This is a genomic window from Kitasatospora sp. NPDC051702 (assembly GCF_040681575.1).
In the GTDB taxonomy this organism is placed as follows: Bacteria; Actinomycetota; Actinomycetes; order Streptomycetales; family Streptomycetaceae; genus Kitasatospora.
Map to the genome: position 1 here is coordinate 149,502 of NZ_JBFAZB010000001.1, position 15,263 is coordinate 164,764.

Consider the following 15,263-nt stretch of genomic DNA (forward strand, 5'->3'; position numbering starts at 1 on the left):
CCCGTCTGCCCGCCCGCCCGAGGGGCGGGTTCAGTCGCTGGGCCAGAGGATCAGGTCGGCGAGCGCGTGGCGGGTGGGGCGGCCGCCGAGTTCGGTGAGGGCGGCGCGGATCCGGTGCAGGTGGTCGACGGTCAGTTCGAGCGGCGGCTCGTCGGGCTGGTGGGTGTAGCGGATCGGGTAGTCGACGCCGGGGGTGCGGGTCATCTCGATGTGGCAGCCGAGCACGTGCGTCACCGGTCGCCGTTCGGCGAAGGCGATCAGCCGGTCGATGGTCCTGGTGAAGGCCGGCCAGTCGTCGATGTAGAGCCGGCCGGGGTAGACCGTGTCCCCGGTGAGCAGGAAGCCGGTGTGCGGGTCGTGGAAGGTGACGGCCGCCGGGTGGTGTCCCGGGGTGGCCAGGCACTCCAGGACCCGGCCGCCGAGGTCGACGAGGGCCACCGCCTCCGGGTCGCGGTCGAAGCCGAAGTGGGCCCAGGCGGTGGCCGGGTCCGCCGCGACCACGGTGGTGAGGGGCCGCCCGGTGAACTGTCCGTCGCCGGCGACGTGGTCGCCGTGCGGGTGGGTGTGCAGCACGAGCAGCCGGTAGCCGTCGCGGGGGTTGCGGGCGAGCCATGCGTCGATCAGCCCGTCGACGACCGTGCGCAGCGGGAAGAACGCGGGTTCCGGGGTCGCCCCGGTGTCGATGAGCACCGCCCGCTCGTCCCCGAAGAGCAGGAACAGGAACGGCGCCTCGTAGTTGACCGCCATGTTCTGCCGCAGGATGACGGTGTGCTCGTCGTACTCGTAGACCTGGATCTCCGGGTCCGTGTCGTGCTTCGCCGACGGGGACCCGTGGATCCACCGCACGTCCAGCGGACGGGCGACCGGGGTACCGGCAGCCATGACGCCTCCCAGCGTGCGTCGTCTTGGCGGGCCGGGTACGGCGCACATCTCGTCCGGGGCCGGCGCCGACGCGCCGCCACGGGGACGCTAGCACGCGCCCGCGGCGGCGGTCCGGCCCCGCGGGGGCCGGTGCGGTGAGGGGCCGGTGTCGAGGGGCCGGAGTCGTGAGCGGCCGGTGTCATGAGCCGGTGTCGTGAGGGCCCGGTGCCGCGAGGGGGCGCCTCCCGCCGGGCCCTCAGCCGGTCGGGCCGCCGAGCAGGTGCGCCAGCCCGTCGGCCAGGCCGCCGCGCCAGCAGGCGTAGTCGTGGCCGCCGTTGAACTCCCGGTACTCGAGGTCGTACCCGCGCGCCACGAGGACGTCGCGCAGGTGCCGGTTCTGGGTGAGCAGCATCCACTCCTGGAGGCCGACCTCCAGGTAGAAGCGGGCCGGGCGCCGCTCGTCGGCGGCGAAGCGGCGGGTGAGCCACTCGCTCCCCTCGTCGAAGTCGGTGCCGTCCGGCCACCAGAAGGAGCCGGACTGGGAGAGCGCGTTGCCGAACCGGTCCGGGCGGCGGTAGGCGGCGAACGCGGCGGTGAGTCCGCCCGCGCTCTGGCCGGCGATGACGGTGGCGGCCGGGTCGGTGGTGGCGCCGAACCGGCCGGCGGCCCAGGGCAGCAGCCGGTCGGCGAGGAGGTCGACGAACTCCGGGTTGCAGCTGAGGTCCTCGGGCCGGCCGGGGCCCATGGTGTGGACGAGCAGCGCGACGGTGGGCGGGATCGCCCCGTCGGCCGTGAGGTTGTCGAGGGTGTCGCCGACGGACAGCACCTCGCCCCACATCTCCCCGTCGAGCAGCACCGCCACCGGATGCGGGCCGGCCCCGTGCCCCGCGGGCAGGTGGACGTCGACCCGCCGGCCGGCGTGCTCGGCGGCGACGGTGCGGCCGCGCGGCACGCCGTCGCGGCGCCGGACGTACGGCTGGGCGGGGGCGCCGGGGAGGCTGAGCACGGAGGAGGGGTGGCGCCCGTCGCGGGCGGGCAGCCGGGGCTGCTCGTCGAGCGGGTCCGGCCGGGCGTGGTCGAGGACGTGCAGCCAGTCGGCCCGGGCGGTGCCGGGGGCGGCGCCGCGGTAGGGGTGGAGCTGGTAGGAGGCGCGGTGGTCGGCGCGCAGCCGGTAGGTGATGGTCCAGCGGCCGTCGGCCGTACGGTCCATCAGGTGCGGGGTGAGGTCGCCGGCGTGGCGGTCCTTGTCGGTGACGGTGTGCAGGAGGGCGAGCACGCCGTCGCAGGGCTGGTCCGGCTCGGGCTCGTGGACGAAGGTGACCAGCCGGTACGCGGGGTCGTGCGGGTCGGGTTCGACCAGGGGGTGGGGTTCCACGGGCAGCACTCCGGGACTCGGTGGCGGGAAGGGCGGGGCGGGCAAGGGCAGGGAAGGGCGGGCAAGAGCGGGGCAGGGGCAGGGGTCGGGCGACGGGACGGGGGCTACGCCGGGTCGCCGCGGCGGCCGAGCAGCACCCACAGCAGGAAGGGCCCGCCCAGGACGGTGGTGACGATGCCGACCGGGATCTCGACCCCGCCGATCAGCACCCGGCCGAGGGTGTCGGCGAGGACGACGAGCAGGGCGCCGGTGAGCGCCGAGCCGAGCACGGGCACCCGGGCGGGCCCGGCGAGGCGCCCGGCGAGGACGGGCGCGGCGAGGGCGACGAAGCCGACCGGTCCGCAGACGCCGACGGCCAGCCCGGCCAGGGCGACGGCCAGCAGCAGGCAGGCGAGCCGGACCCGCCCCGGGTCGACGCCGAGCGAGGCGGCGACGCTGTCGTCGAACCGCAGCACGGCGAGCCGCCGGGCCACCACGAGGGCGAGCGGCACCAGGACGGCCAGCCCGAGCAGGACGGGCGTGGCGACGGCGTAGTCCCGGCCGTTGAGGCTGCCGGAGGTCCACACGTACAGCGATCCGGCCGAGTTGAGCGAGCGCCGGGCGAGGGCGACCTGGATGACGGCGGAGGCCAGGGCGGACATCGCGAGGCCGACGACCAGCACCCGGTAGCCGCGGGCGCCGAGGCCGCCGGAGACCAGGGCGACGACGAGGACGGCGACGAGGGCGCCCAGCGGTCCGGCCCACCAGGCGCCGAAGGTGCCGGAGGCGGTGGCGGAGATGAGCACGGCGGCGGTGGCGCCGTCGTTGACGCCGAGCAGTTCGGGGGTGGCGAGCCGGTTGCGGGCGAGGGTCTGGGTGAGGCACCCGGCGAGGCCGAGGGCGGCGCCGGCGGCGAGTCCGGCGACGATCCGGCCGAGCCGGAACCTCTGGACCAGCAGCACGTCGAGCCGCTCGCCGTAGCCGAAGACGGCCTGGAAGGTGCGGCCGAGGCCGAGTTCGCTCTGCCCGGCGTGGGCGGAGACGACGACGGCGGTCAGCAGGGCGGCTGCCAGGCCGAGCGCGGCGAGCAGCGACCGGCGGGGGAGCAGCAGGGACCACGCCCCGCGGCGCAGCACCAGGTCGGGTGCGGGCGCGGGCGGTTCGGCCTGCCGGGGGCGGGCGGCCTCGGCCGGGTCGGTGAGGTCGAGGGCGGCCGTGCGGCGGGAGCGGACGATGGCGATCAGCGCCGGGGCGCCGACCAGGGCGACGATGACCGACACCGGCGCCTCGAAGGGCCTGGCCACCACGCGGGCCAGCACGTCCGCCCCGGTGAGCGCGGCGGCGCCGAACAGCGCGGCGAACAGGGTGAGCCGTCCGACCCGGGGTCCGGCGACGGCGCGGGCGAGGAAGCCGGCGAGCAGGCCGAGGAAGGAGATCGGCCCGGCCAGCGCGACGGCCGAGGCGGTGAGCAGGGTGACGGCGATGGCGACGGTGGCACGGGTGGCGCCGGGCCGGCGGCCGAGGCCGCGGGCGAGGTCGTCGCCGAGGGCGAGCGCGGTGAGCGGGCGGGTGGCGAGCAGGGCGAGGAGGAAGCCGGCGGCGAGGACGGGCGCGAGCTGGCGCAGGGTCGCCCAGCCCTCCACGCCGGCGAGTGAGCCGAGCACCCAGACCCGGTACCGGTCGTACGTCTCGGGAGAGTTGACGATCAGCACGCCGGTGAGTCCACCGAAGGTGGCGCCGACCGCGGACCCGCCGAGGACCAGCCGCATCGGTGATCCGCCGCCCCGGGCGCCGGCGATGAGCAGCACCAGCGTGCTGGCGAGGACGGCGCCGCCGAACGCGCAGGCCAGGTAGCCGTAGGAGGTCTGGACGCCGAGGGCGGCGATGCCGAGCACGACGCCGAGGGAGGCACCGGCGTTGACGCCGAGCAGTCCGGTCTCGGCGAGCGGGTTGCGGGTGACGGACTGCAGTTGGGCCCCGGCGACGCCGAGGGCGGCGCCGACCAGCAGCGCGGTGGCGGTGCGGGGGAGTCGCAGGTCGCCGACGACGAGGGCGAGCCGGCCGTCGCCGCGGGCGCCGCCGCGGTCGAGCAGGTAGTCCAGCACCCGCCCGGCGCCGACCTCGCCGGCGCCGACCGACAGCGAGAGCGCGGCCAGCGCGAGCAGGGCGGCCACCGTGCCGAGGGCGATCGGCCAGACGGGCCGGCGGCGGTCGTCCGCCTGCGCCGGCTCAGGCTCCGGCGGCCGGGGTGGCGGCGGGGCGTCGGGTGCGGTGCGGGACGCCGTGGGTTCGCCCACTTGCGACGATGTCATAAGGTAAGGCTAACCTAATGGTTGTACCGTCCTGTGGGGCGCCGCCGGGGCACCGTCACCGCGCCGATCCGTCCGGACGCCGTTCAACTCCCGCAACACCGCTGCCCGGAGGCACCCATGCCGTTTGCCCAGAGCCCGCTCCCCGCCGTCCGCCGCCGTGCGGTCCAGGTGCTGGCCGTCACCGGGGCCGCCGCCCTCCTGCTCGCCGGGTGCGGCTCCTCCGCCCCCGCCGCGGGCGGGTCGTCCGCCGCCGGCAGTGCCGCCCCGGACCAGGCCGGCGGCAAGCGGACCGTCAAGGACGCCACCGGCAAGGCCGTCGAGATCCCCGCCTCGCCCCAGCGGATCGTCACCCTCACCCAGGAGGACCTCGACGCGGTGCTCGCCCTCGGCGTCAAGCCGGCCGGCATCACCAACGGCCAGGGGCTCAACGAGCCGCCGGCGTACCTCAAGGACAAGGTCCAGGGCGTGCCGGTGGTCGGCAACCTGCTCCAGCCCGTCATGGACAAGGTCATCGCGGCCAAGCCCGACCTCATCCTGGCCGGCGACATGCAGGACGAGCAGGTGCTCAAGCAGCTGCGCGAGATCACCCCCGCCACGCTCGTCACCATGGCGCCCACCGACGACTGGAAGCTCGCCTTCCGCGGGATCGGGAACGCCGTCAACAAGCTGGACCAGGCCAACAAGGTGATCGCCGACTACGAGGCCAAGGCGGCCAAGGCCGGCGGTGAGCTCGGCAAGAACAAGGGCGCGGCGGTCTCCATCGTCCGCTGGAACCCGACCGGGCCCAGCTGGATGGAGCGCAGGCAGTTCGCCGGCGGCGTCGCCCTCGACATGGGCCTCACCCGCCCCAAGGCGCAGGACAAGGACGGCAACGCCCACAGCCCCGCGCTCAGCCTGGAGAAGCTCGCCGAGATCGACGGCGACTGGCTGTTCCTCTCCACCCTCACCGACGACGGCAAGGCCGCGCTCAAGGACGTCCAGTCCAAGCCCGCCTACCAGGAGCTGAACGCCGTGAAGAACAACCACGCCGTCACCGTGGACGGTTCGGTCTGGTCCACCCGCGGCGGCCCGCTCGCGGCCGACGTCGTCATCGGCGACATCTCCAAGGCGCTCGCCTCGTCCTGACCCGCCTCGTCCTGACCCGCCTCGTCCTGACCCGCCTCGTCCTGACCCGCCTCGTCCCGACCCGGCCGTCCTGGCCCGGCCGTCCCGATGGGCTCCGTCCCGACGGGCCCGCCCCGACGAGGCCCGTGCCGGGAGCCCCGCGGCTCCCGGCACCCTCCCCGACCGAAGGAACCCGCGATGGAGTTGACGATCCAGGGCCTCACCGCCGGTTACGGCCCGGGCCGCCCGGTGCTCGACGGCGTCGACCTCACGATCCCGGCCGGCCGGGTGGTCGCCGTGGTCGGCCCGAACGGCTGCGGGAAGTCCACCCTGCTGAGGGCCGCCGCCCGGCTGCACCGGCCCGACGGCGGGCGGGTCCTGGTCGGCGGGGAGGACCTCTGGCGGCTGCGGCCCCGGCAGGCCGCGCACCGGGTCGCGCTGCTCCCGCAGAGCCCGCAGGCCCCCGAGGCGGTCACCGTCACCGGGCTGGTCCGCTACGGCCGGCACCCGCACCAGGGGCTGTTCCGCCAGTGGTCGGCCGAGGACGAGCGGCTCACCGCGCGGGCGCTGCGCGCCACCGGCGTCGAGGAGCTCGCCGACCGCCGGCTCGACCGCCTCTCCGGTGGCCAGCGGCAGCGCTGCTGGCTCGCCATGGTGCTGGCCCAGGACGCGCCCGTGGTGCTGCTCGACGAGCCCACCAGCGCGCTCGACCTCGGCCACGCCGTCGAGGTGCTGGAGCTGGTGCGCGAGGTCGCGGCCGGCGGGCGGACCGTCGTCATGGTGCTGCACGACCTGGCGGCGGCCGCCCGCTACGCCGACCTGGTGGTCGCCCTGCGGGGCGGCTCGGTGGTGGCCTGCGGCCCGCCCCGCGAGGTGGTCGACGCGTCGCTGGTGCGGGCGCTGTACGACATCGACAGCGACGTACTGGCCGCGCCGGGCGACGGCGCGCCGGTGATCGTCCCGCGGGCGCCGGCGACCGCCCTGCGGGTCGCGGCGGACTGACGGCTGACGGGCGGTCGGCGCCGCACCGGCCCGCCCGTTGCCGGCCGCCGTCCACCACCGGCGGCCTGCGGCGGGTTGCGGGGGCGGGCCCGGGCCGGTGTGGTGTGCTGGGGCACCCCCGCGCCGAAGCGCCCGACGTCCACGGAGGCCTCCCCGTGCACCCCCGCCGACTCGCCGCCGTCCTGCTGGCCCTGCTGCTGCCGACCGCCTGCTCCTCCACCGCGCCGGCCCCCGCCGGCTCCGGCTCGCCCACCGCGGGCGGTCCGGTGGTGCGGGCCACCGTCGCCGACGGCCTGCCGGTGCCCTGGGGCCTGGCCCTGCTGCCCGACGGCGACCTGCTCGTCTCCGGACGGGACGCCGGGCGGATCGTCCTGGTCGCCGCGGCCGGCGGCGCCACGACCGAGGCCGGCACCGTGCCCGGGGTGACCGCCGGGGGAGAGGGCGGACTGCTCGGCATCGCGACGTCCCCCGACTTCGCCGCCGACCACCTCCTCTACGCCTACCACAGCACCGCCACCGACAACCGGATCGTCCGGCTGCGCTACGACCCGGAGCAGCCCGCAGGCGCCCGGCTCGGCGCCCCCGACGTCCTGCTGGCCGGCATCCCGCGCGGCCCGCGGCACAACGGCGGCCGGATCGCCTTCGGCCCGGACGGGTTGCTCTACGCCACCACCGGCGACAGCGGCACTCCCGCGCTGGCCCAGGACAAGGGCTCGCTCGGCGGCAAGATCCTGCGGCTCACCCCCGACGGCGCACCCGCCCCGGGCAACCCGTTCCCCGACTCGCCCGTCTACTCCTACGGCCACCGCAACGTCGAGGGCATCGCCTGGGACGACGGCGGCCGGCTCTGGGCCACCGAGTTCGGCGAGGACACCTGGGACGAGCTCAACCTGATCCGCCCCGGCGGTGACTACGGCTGGCCCGCCGTCGAGGGCGTCGGCCGCGACCCCGCCTACCTCGACCCGGTCGTCGAGTGGCACCCGGCCGACGCCTCCCCGAGCGGCCTCGCCTACGCCGACGGCGCGCTGTGGGTGGCCGCCCTGCGCGGCACCCGGCTGTGGCGCGTCCCGATCACCGGCGACCGGCTCGCCGGGCCGCCGCAGGGCTTCCTCGACGGGGACTACGGGCGGCTGCGCACCGTCGTCGCCGACCGGGACGGCAGCCTCCTGCTGGCCACCGACAACACCGACGGCCGCGGCGAGCCCCGCCCGGGCGACGACCGGGTCCTGCGGCTGTCGCCGTCGCCGTAGCGGGTGCTGACGCCGCTGTCGCTGTCGCGGTCGCCGCCGTCGCCGTCGCCGTCGCCGCTGTCGCCGTCGCCGTCGCCGCCGTGGCGGCCGGGGGACGCCGGGCGGCCGGGGCCGGCAACCGGTCGCTCCCGTGGGGCCCGTGACCCCGGATCCCCGGCCGCCCGTTCACTCGTTCGACGGGTTTGGGGGTCGTGGGCCGCCGTACGGGCACCCCCTCCGCGGTGGTGTGTCAGTGGGCCTCGCTACGTTCCTCGCATCGCTGACCAGCAGGTGGGAGGAGAACGGCCGTGGCATGGGTGGAAACGGGCGCGGGGGGCTACCGCGTGACGCTCGACGGGGAGGGGCGGGTGGTCTGCCGCAACGCGGCGGGCCGCGAGCTGAAGTCCCTGCCGCCGAAGCTCGGTGACGACCCGGTGGTCGCCCAGCTGAAGCAGCTCGCCGAGTGGCTGGCCGCGCACGAGCGGAGCTGCCTGGACGACGTCGAGCGGTGGATGGTGCGCTCCCTGCCGGTGCCCGCCGCCGTGCTCACCGAAGTCTGGGCGGACGAGGCCTGGCGGGCCGTCCTGCGCGACCTCGTGGTCACCGGCCCGGACGGCACCGTCGCCGGCTTCCTGCGCGGCGCGGACGCCGAGCGCGGCCTCGGCCTGGTCGACCTCGACGGCGACACCGTGCGCCTCATCGACGGCGAGGTCCTGATACCCCACCCGGTCCTGCTCCAGGACCTCGACGAGCTGCGCGAGTTCGCCGTCGAGCTCGGCGTCTCGCAGCGGGTCCAGCAGCTCTACCGGGAGGTCTGGCACCGCCCGGCCGAGCCGCCGGCCGGCACCGAGGTCACGACCTACGCCGGCGGGCGCTACCGCGAGCTGCGCGAACTGGTCGGGCGCTGCGCCCGGCTCGGCCACCGGGTGCGCGGCGGCCACGCCGTCCAGACCGTGGTGGAGGCGGGCCGCAGCGTCGAGGCCCGCGTCTGGGTCGGCGACTACTACGAGTACGACGCCTGCGAGACGGGCGCACTCAGCTGGGCCGGGCCGGACGGCCGGGCCCTGCCGCTCGCCGAGGTCGGGCCGGTCGCCTGGTCCGAGGGCATGAGGATGGCCGCCGCGCTGCACGCCGGCCGCACGATCGAGGGGGAGGAAGCCGCATGACCGCCACCGCGTCCCACCAGCAGGCCGCCCGGGGCACCGCCGCGCACGAGCGCCTGCTCGACGCCGGGGCCGTGCTGCCGCCCGGCACCGTGCCCGGCGCCGGCCGCCCCGACAGCGCCGCCGACGTCCTCACCGCCCGCACCTACACCCACCCCGCGCTCGACGGCCGGCGGATCGTCCGGCTGGTCCCCGGCGCCCTCGGAGCGGCCGAGGACCTCGCCGTCGACTTCCTCGGGCTGGCCCCCGACGGCGCTCCCGCCGAGGTCGGCCAGGTCCGCCAGGAGGCGCTCGGCTTCCCCGCCTGGGCGCTGGTCCACGACCCGGCCAACGGGCACCACGCGCTCGCCCTGGTCAAGGAGATGGAGCGGCTCGGCCGCCAGGCCAGGTCCAAGCCCGGCGCCGCCAAGGACGGCTTCGAGGAGCTCGCCACCCGGCTGGGCCGGGCCGTCCCGCACTTCCTGCCCACCTTCTGCGAGGAGGTCGGCCGGATCTTCCTCGCCCACGGCAACCAGACCTACGCCGCCGGGTACTTCGGCAAGGCCCGCGAGGCCGAGCGCACCCACGGCCTGGCCGTCGACGAGGAGCGGCTGCGCGCCGTCTTCCTGGAGTTCGCCCTCGCCGGCGCCCTCACCGTCAAGTCCCTGCGCCAGTACGTCAAGGAGCTCGCCGGCCGGCTCGACCCGGTCACCGCCTGGGAGCGCTTCCGCCAGCTCTGCACCGAGCGCTCCGCGGCCGGCATGGCGCCCTACGCCGGGATCGCCGAGGACGCCCGCGCCCTCCTCCGGGCCGCCGGGCTCGACCGCACCGAACACGAACAGGCCCTGCTCGCAGAACTGCTGGCCGCCCCCGGCGCCAACCGGGCGCCCGCCGCGTTCTGGAAGTCCTGGCACGGGGCGCTGCTCGAACTCGGCACCCGCGACCGGGCCACCCGGGCCCGCCTGCTGGAGCTCACCCCCGACCCGGGCGGCAACGACCCGGCCGCGCAGGACGCCGGCTGGCTCGCCGTCCTCGCCGGGACGGGCGCCGAACAGCTGCTCACCGGTCCGCGTCCGGAGGGTGCCGAGCCCGCCGCGGCCTGGCTCCAGCGCTGGACCAACCACCTCGGCCGCGGCTGGCGCAGCCGGCCCGGCTGCGCCGCCACCGTCGCACTGGCCGGCCGGATGGCCGAGCGGCTGCGGGCCGACGGCGTCCCGGTGGACCTCCACACCGGCGTCCGCCGCAGCCACACCCAACTCGACCTGCTCGACCGGCTGCTCGCCGACGGCGTCCCGGTCGCCGACCCGGCCCCCGAGCACCGCTTCGAGCTCAAGGGCTGGGTCGAGCAGTGCGGCCCCGCCGGCGCGACCCTCGCCGCCGTCGCCGCCGACCCGCGCTTCCGGCCCGCCCTGCGCGCCGCCACCCCGGCCGCCTGGGACGCCGCCGTCACGCACCGGGTACCGGCCCTGCCGCTGCTGCGCGAGCTGCTCGCCGAGTGGGCCGAGCAGCGCGCCGAGGAGCTCTCCGCCGTCCGCGGCCTGGCCGCCGCCACGGATCTGGTCCGCGCGCTGACCCCGCACCGCACCGCGATCCGGGACGTCGCCCCGGCCGCCGCCGAACGGATCGCCGCCCTCGACGTCGCGGGCCTGCTCGCCGCGGCCCTCGGCGCCGGCATCCTCGACGAACTCGGCTGGCCCGCCCTCGAAGAGGCCCTGGCCGCCCTCGCCGACCCGGCGGACGGTGCCGACCCGGACGCCCGGCCCACCGACACCCCCGGCCACACCGCCGGCGGCCTCCTCGGCCTGAGCGTCGAGGACTCCTGGCCGCAGCTGATCCTCACCCGCCACGACAAGGCCGTCGTGGTCGGTCCGCAGGGCGTCGTCCTGGAACACACCCTGCGGGTGCCCAAGCTGGAGAGCTGGAACCGGCCCCGGCTGCGCCACGTCGACGGCGAACTCCTCGTCGTCTGGCAGCAGGACGGCAAGCAGCGGGGCTACTGGTCCAGCCGGCCCGACGAGACGCTCGAACTCGGCGGCGAGCACATCGCCGGCTACCACTACGGCGACCGCACCCCGGAGACGCCCTCCCTGCCACTGCCCGGCGGCGGCCGCACCACCGGCGAGCGCCCGCTGCACCCCGGCGACACCCGGCTGCCCGCCGAACACCGCGTCCTCGGCGACGGCACCGGCCACTGGACGCTGCGCCACGGCCAGGGCGGACCCGCCCTGCGCGAACTCGACCCGCACACCGGTGCGCTCGGCCGCACCGCCGAACCGCCGATCGTCGCCGCCACCTCGGCGGCCGGCCGGCTGGACACCGCACGCACCCGGCTGCTGCCGCTCCAGCCGGGCCTGGAGGGGACGCCGCTCGGCACCGACGGCACCGTGCTCGGCAGCTGGGTCCGGATCGACCCCGGGCGCGCCGTCACCACCGGCACCGCCGCCGGCGAGGCCATCGTCCTGCCGTTCACCGGCCGCCACCCGGGCGCCGTCCCGGTCGGCCGCCTCACCCTCCCCGGCCGGGCCCGACCGGTCGTCACCGAGAACGGCGGCGACGCCCTCGCCCTGACCCTGCCCGACCTGACCGCCGACACCGACCGCACCGCGGACCTGCGCCCCTGCCGGGCCGGTGACCTCGCGGCCGCCGGCACCGCACTCGTCCCGCCGCTCGAGCACTGGCACGCCCTGCGGCCCCGCGACGAGGCCGGCTCGCGCGTCCTGCGCACCGTCGACGCCGAGCGGGCCGCCCGACTGATCGACGCCGCCTGGCCCGTCGACACCGAGCCGGTGCCCGAGGAGGACCAGCGCTGGATCACCACCCAGGGCGTGCGGCGGCCGGTCGCCCAGCGCGGCGACGCCCGTCGCACCCTGCCGGTCCGGGCGGTCGGCGACGTCCTGCCCGGCATCGGCCACCCGCTGCTGCTCGCCGGGGTCGCCGGCCTCGCCCGCGCCGCCGCCGACCTGCTCTACCGGACGGCCCGCTTCGTCCCGCAGCCCGAGGCGGAGAAGCCCTCCCGGGCGGAGGCGGCCGAACTCCGGCCCGACCACGGGCGTGACCACGACCTGCGCGACGCCGTCGCCACCCTGCTGCCCGACGTCGGCGGCTTCGGCGGCTGGGGCACCGCGCGCTGGCGGGTGGTGAACAACCTGCGCACCGTCACCGCCGTCCTCGCCGACCCGCCGGCCGCCGCGGGCGACGGCTGGAGCACCCCGGCCACCGTCACCCTGCAGGGCGGCGACGACAGCCACGCCTGGCTGCACCTGCTCGGCCGCCTCGACGTCCTCGCCTACGCGGCGGCCGCCCCGCTCACCACGCCGGAGCACCGCTCCAGCCTGCTCCTGCTGCTCGGCGAGCTGACCGGCGGCGTGCTCGCCGACCGCGGCGCCACCCTGCGCGAGACGGTGCTCGCCGAACCCGAGGACACCGGCACCGCCCGCCGGGCCGGGGACCACCGCCAGGGCCAGGTGCTGCGCCGCGGCGCACGCACCGTCGTCATCCTCGGCCGGCAGCACACCCACGACGGCACCTCGCACTGGCTCGCCGCCGACCACGACCCGAGCGGCGAGTTCGGCCCGGTGGCCCACTTCACCACGGTCCGGGAACGCGGCACCGAGGAGCGGATCGACGCCGCCTGGGCCACCGCCTTCCGGCGGGCCGTCACCGAGTACGGGGGCGTCCCCTGGCAGCCCGCCCGCGGCACCGCCTTCGGCGAGCTCACCGGGATGGGCGCCGCCCGCGCCGGCCTGCTGCTCAGCCCGCCGCCCGCGCTCTTCCACTGGAACAGCTCCGTCCTGCCCGCCGAGCGCCTCGCCGAGTACGGCCTCAAGGCCACCGAGGCCAAGGCCGCCCGCAACTGGCTGCGCGGGCACCCCCGGGACGGCCTCGCCGCCGTGTGGGGCGCCCTGCTGCCCGCCGACCCGCAGGCCCTCTGGACGGAGGGCCCCGACCTCCAGGCGGGGGCCGCCGCCTGGGTGCGGCACTTCGGACGCCTCGTCACCCTGCCCGAGGCCGACCAGGCCAACGTCAAGGGCGCGCGGATCGAGCACGTCGAGACGGTGCTCAACCCCGCGCGGAGCCCGTGGCTCACCCGCACCACCGCCTTCCGGCCCACCGACTCCGGCCTGGCCGCCGAGGACCCGAGCGCCGCACCCGACGCCGGGGACATCGGCCACACCCTCGCCGCGCTGCGCTGGCTCGCCTACCACCTGCCCGCCGACAGCCCGCTGCGTCCGCTGCTGCCCACCGCTGCCGAGGCCCTGCGCACCCGCCTCGCCGACCCGGAGCTGCTGCTCGACTTCCACCTCGTCCACACCGACAAGGGCGGGTCGCTGGCGGCCGTGCTGCGCCCCCACTTCGGCCTCCCGGCCGAGGGCGGAGCCGATCCGGACGGGCTGGTCCGCTGCGGTCCGGCCCTCGTCCTGACGCCCTACCACAACGAGTACGAGCGGGTCTGGCTGCGCCCAGCCGGGCTCACCGGGCCCGACGACCCGGTGCTCGACCTGCTCGCCGGGCTCGGCCAGGGCTACTACTTCGGCACCGAGCGGGTCGCCATCGCGGCCGTCCTGCGCGGCGACGCGGAGCGCCTCGCCGGATCCGGTGCCGCCGCCGTCCCCGCCCCAGCCGACACCGAGGGCCCCGCGTGGCTGCAGAACCCGCAGTTCACCGTGCCCGCGCTGGTCACCGAGGCGGCCCGCACCCACGGCCTCGGCGAGGACGCGGCCGCGCTCTACCTCCAGCTGCTCGCCCTTCCCGACCCCACCGACCGCAACGTCGCCCGCTGGACGGGCTGGAAGCCCGCCCGGCTCAAGCGGGCCCGCGCCGAACTCGCCGGCACCGGGCTGGTCCTGGAGGCCAAGCGGGCCCGGGCCGGGCGCTCGCTCTTCCTGCCCGGCGGCTGGCAGGAGGCCAGGTCACCCGCCCTGCCCGTCGAGACCTGGAAGGCCGCCCTGTACGGGCCGACCACCCACGACGCCGCGCTGCCGCTGCAGCCCGTCCCGGAGCTGTTCGCCCGGGCCTGGCAGCGGACGGTCGAGGGCGACACCCCCGGCTACGAAGAGCTCCGGACCAGCAAGCGCAGGAAGGCCCGCCGATGAGCACCACCACCGCCACCACCGCCCCGGGCGGGGCCGACGGCACCGTCGCGGTCCGCCAGACCGTCCCGCCCGAGGAGCGGTACGCCGCCGAACTGGAGTTCCTGGCCGCGCACGACACCGGCCCGCGCCCGCCCGGCTGGCGGCTCACCCCGCGCGCCGTCGTCACCTTCGTGATGGGCAGCGACGGCGAGAAGCTCAAGGCCGGCCGCCGCGGTCTGGTCGTGGAGCAGAAGTTCGTCGGCGAGCGGGCCCTCGTCGAGCGCTGCGTCGTCACCCTCGCCGGGGAGCGCGGCCTGCTGCTCGTCGGCGAGCCGGGCACCGCCAAGTCCATGCTCTCCGAACTGCTCGCCGCCGCCGTCTGCGGCACCAGCGCGCTCACCGTCCAGGGCACCGCCGGCACCACCGAGGACCAGCTGAAGTACGGCTGGAACTACGCCCTGCTGCTCGCCAAGGGGCCCAGCCGGGAGGCCCTCGTCCCCTCCCCGGTGCTCACCGCGATGACCACCGGGGCGGTCGCCCGCGTCGAGGAGGTGACCCGCTGCCTGCCCGAGGTGCAGGACGCCCTGGTCTCCCTGCTCTCCGAACGGCGCATCGCCGTGCCCGAGCTGGCCGGGAGCCCGGACGGGCAGCTGCACGCCGCCGCCGGCTTCACCCTGATCGCCACCGCCAACCTGCGGGACAAGGGCGTCAGCGAGATGTCCGCGGCGCTCAAGCGGCGGTTCAACTTCGAGACGGTCGGCCCGATCGGCAGCCTCGCCGCCGAGGTCGAGCTCGTCCGCCGGCAGTCCACCGCCGCCGTCGCCCGCGCCAGAGCGCCCTACGCGGTGGACGACGCCGTCCTGGAGGCCCTGGTCACCGCCTTCCGCGACCTGCGCACCGGGCGCTCCACCGAGGGCTGGGACGTCGAACGCCCCTCCACCGTGATGAGCACCGCCGAGGCGGTCTCCGTCGCCACGGCCCTCGGCGTCACCGCCGCCTACCTCCCCGACGGCGGCGACCTGCTCGGCCGCCTCCCCGGCCAGCTCATCGGCGTCGTCCGCAAGGACGACCCGGCCGACGCCGCCCGGCTCCTCGGCTACTGGGACGGCCCGGTCCGCCGCCGCGCCGAACAGGGCGCCGCCACCTGGCGCACCCTGTGGGACCTCCGCCCGGCACTGGAGGCCTGA

9 protein-coding genes and 1 riboswitch are annotated in these 15,263 nt (G+C 77.1%); of the genes, 6 read left to right on the forward strand and 3 right to left on the reverse strand.

What is annotated here, in order from left to right; genetic code table 11:
• Positions 1-30: 30 nt before the first annotated feature.
• From AB0N04_RS00645 to fhuB, 3 genes are all read right to left on the reverse strand, one after another.
• Positions 31-882 (reverse strand): MBL fold metallo-hydrolase, encoded by an 852-nt coding sequence (locus tag AB0N04_RS00645; protein ID WP_360205152.1) that lies wholly within the window; start codon positions 880-882, stop codon positions 31-33.
• 12 nt (positions 883-894) lie between these two features.
• Positions 895-962: riboswitch (guanidine-III (ykkC-III) riboswitch) on the reverse strand.
• 155 nt (positions 963-1,117) lie between these two features.
• Positions 1,118-2,236: an enterochelin esterase gene (gene fes, locus AB0N04_RS00650; RefSeq protein WP_360205154.1), complete on the reverse strand. Its 1,119-nt coding sequence runs from the start codon at positions 2,234-2,236 to the stop codon at positions 1,118-1,120.
• Between the two features lie 104 nt (positions 2,237-2,340).
• Positions 2,341-4,527, reverse strand: a complete 2,187-nt coding sequence (gene fhuB, locus AB0N04_RS00655; RefSeq protein WP_360205157.1) for a Fe(3+)-hydroxamate ABC transporter permease FhuB — start codon at positions 4,525-4,527, stop codon at positions 2,341-2,343.
• A gap of 117 nt (positions 4,528-4,644) precedes the next feature.
• Here fhuB and AB0N04_RS00660 point away from each other — a divergent pair, with 117 nt between their 5' ends.
• The 6 genes from AB0N04_RS00660 to AB0N04_RS00685 all read left to right on the forward strand — a co-directional run bounded on the left by AB0N04_RS00660 (position 4,645) and on the right by AB0N04_RS00685 (position 15,263).
• Positions 4,645-5,652, forward strand: coding sequence for an iron-siderophore ABC transporter substrate-binding protein (locus AB0N04_RS00660; protein ID WP_360205159.1), 1,008 nt, complete (start codon positions 4,645-4,647; stop codon positions 5,650-5,652).
• A 177-nt stretch (positions 5,653-5,829) separates the two neighbouring features.
• Positions 5,830-6,633 (forward strand): ABC transporter ATP-binding protein, encoded by an 804-nt coding sequence (locus AB0N04_RS00665; RefSeq protein ID WP_360205162.1) that lies wholly within the window; start codon positions 5,830-5,832, stop codon positions 6,631-6,633.
• Positions 6,634-6,788: 155 nt separating this feature from the next.
• Positions 6,789-7,883 (forward strand): PQQ-dependent sugar dehydrogenase, encoded by a 1,095-nt coding sequence (locus tag AB0N04_RS00670; protein ID WP_360205164.1) that lies wholly within the window; start codon positions 6,789-6,791, stop codon positions 7,881-7,883.
• Positions 7,884-8,179: 296 nt separating this feature from the next.
• A complete protein-coding gene (locus AB0N04_RS00675; RefSeq protein ID WP_360205455.1) occupies positions 8,180-9,028 on the forward strand; it encodes a DUF4132 domain-containing protein in 849 nt (282 codons plus the stop codon).
• Positions 9,025-14,097: a hypothetical protein gene (locus tag AB0N04_RS00680; RefSeq protein WP_360205167.1), complete on the forward strand. Its 5,073-nt coding sequence runs from the start codon at positions 9,025-9,027 to the stop codon at positions 14,095-14,097. The genes AB0N04_RS00675 and AB0N04_RS00680 overlap by 4 nt, the downstream gene beginning before the upstream one ends.
• Positions 14,094-15,263 (forward strand): AAA family ATPase, encoded by a 1,170-nt coding sequence (locus AB0N04_RS00685; RefSeq protein ID WP_360205170.1) that lies wholly within the window; start codon positions 14,094-14,096, stop codon positions 15,261-15,263. Before AB0N04_RS00680 ends, AB0N04_RS00685 begins: the two co-directional genes overlap by 4 nt.

Excerpts from the sequence above, each read along its gene's own strand:
- fhuB (WP_360205157.1), bottom strand. The coding sequence starts at position 4,527 with ATGACATCGTCGCAAGTGGGCGAACCCACGGCGTCCCGCACCGCACCC.
- AB0N04_RS00685 (WP_360205170.1), top strand. The coding sequence starts at position 14,094 with ATGAGCACCACCACCGCCACCACCGCCCCGGGCGGGGCCGACGGCACC.
- AB0N04_RS00660 (WP_360205159.1), top strand. The coding sequence starts at position 4,645 with ATGCCGTTTGCCCAGAGCCCGCTCCCCGCCGTCCGCCGCCGTGCGGTC.
- AB0N04_RS00680 (WP_360205167.1), top strand. The coding sequence starts at position 9,025 with ATGACCGCCACCGCGTCCCACCAGCAGGCCGCCCGGGGCACCGCCGCG.
- AB0N04_RS00665 (WP_360205162.1), top strand. The coding sequence starts at position 5,830 with ATGGAGTTGACGATCCAGGGCCTCACCGCCGGTTACGGCCCGGGCCGC.
- AB0N04_RS00645 (WP_360205152.1), bottom strand. The coding sequence starts at position 882 with ATGGCTGCCGGTACCCCGGTCGCCCGTCCGCTGGACGTGCGGTGGATC.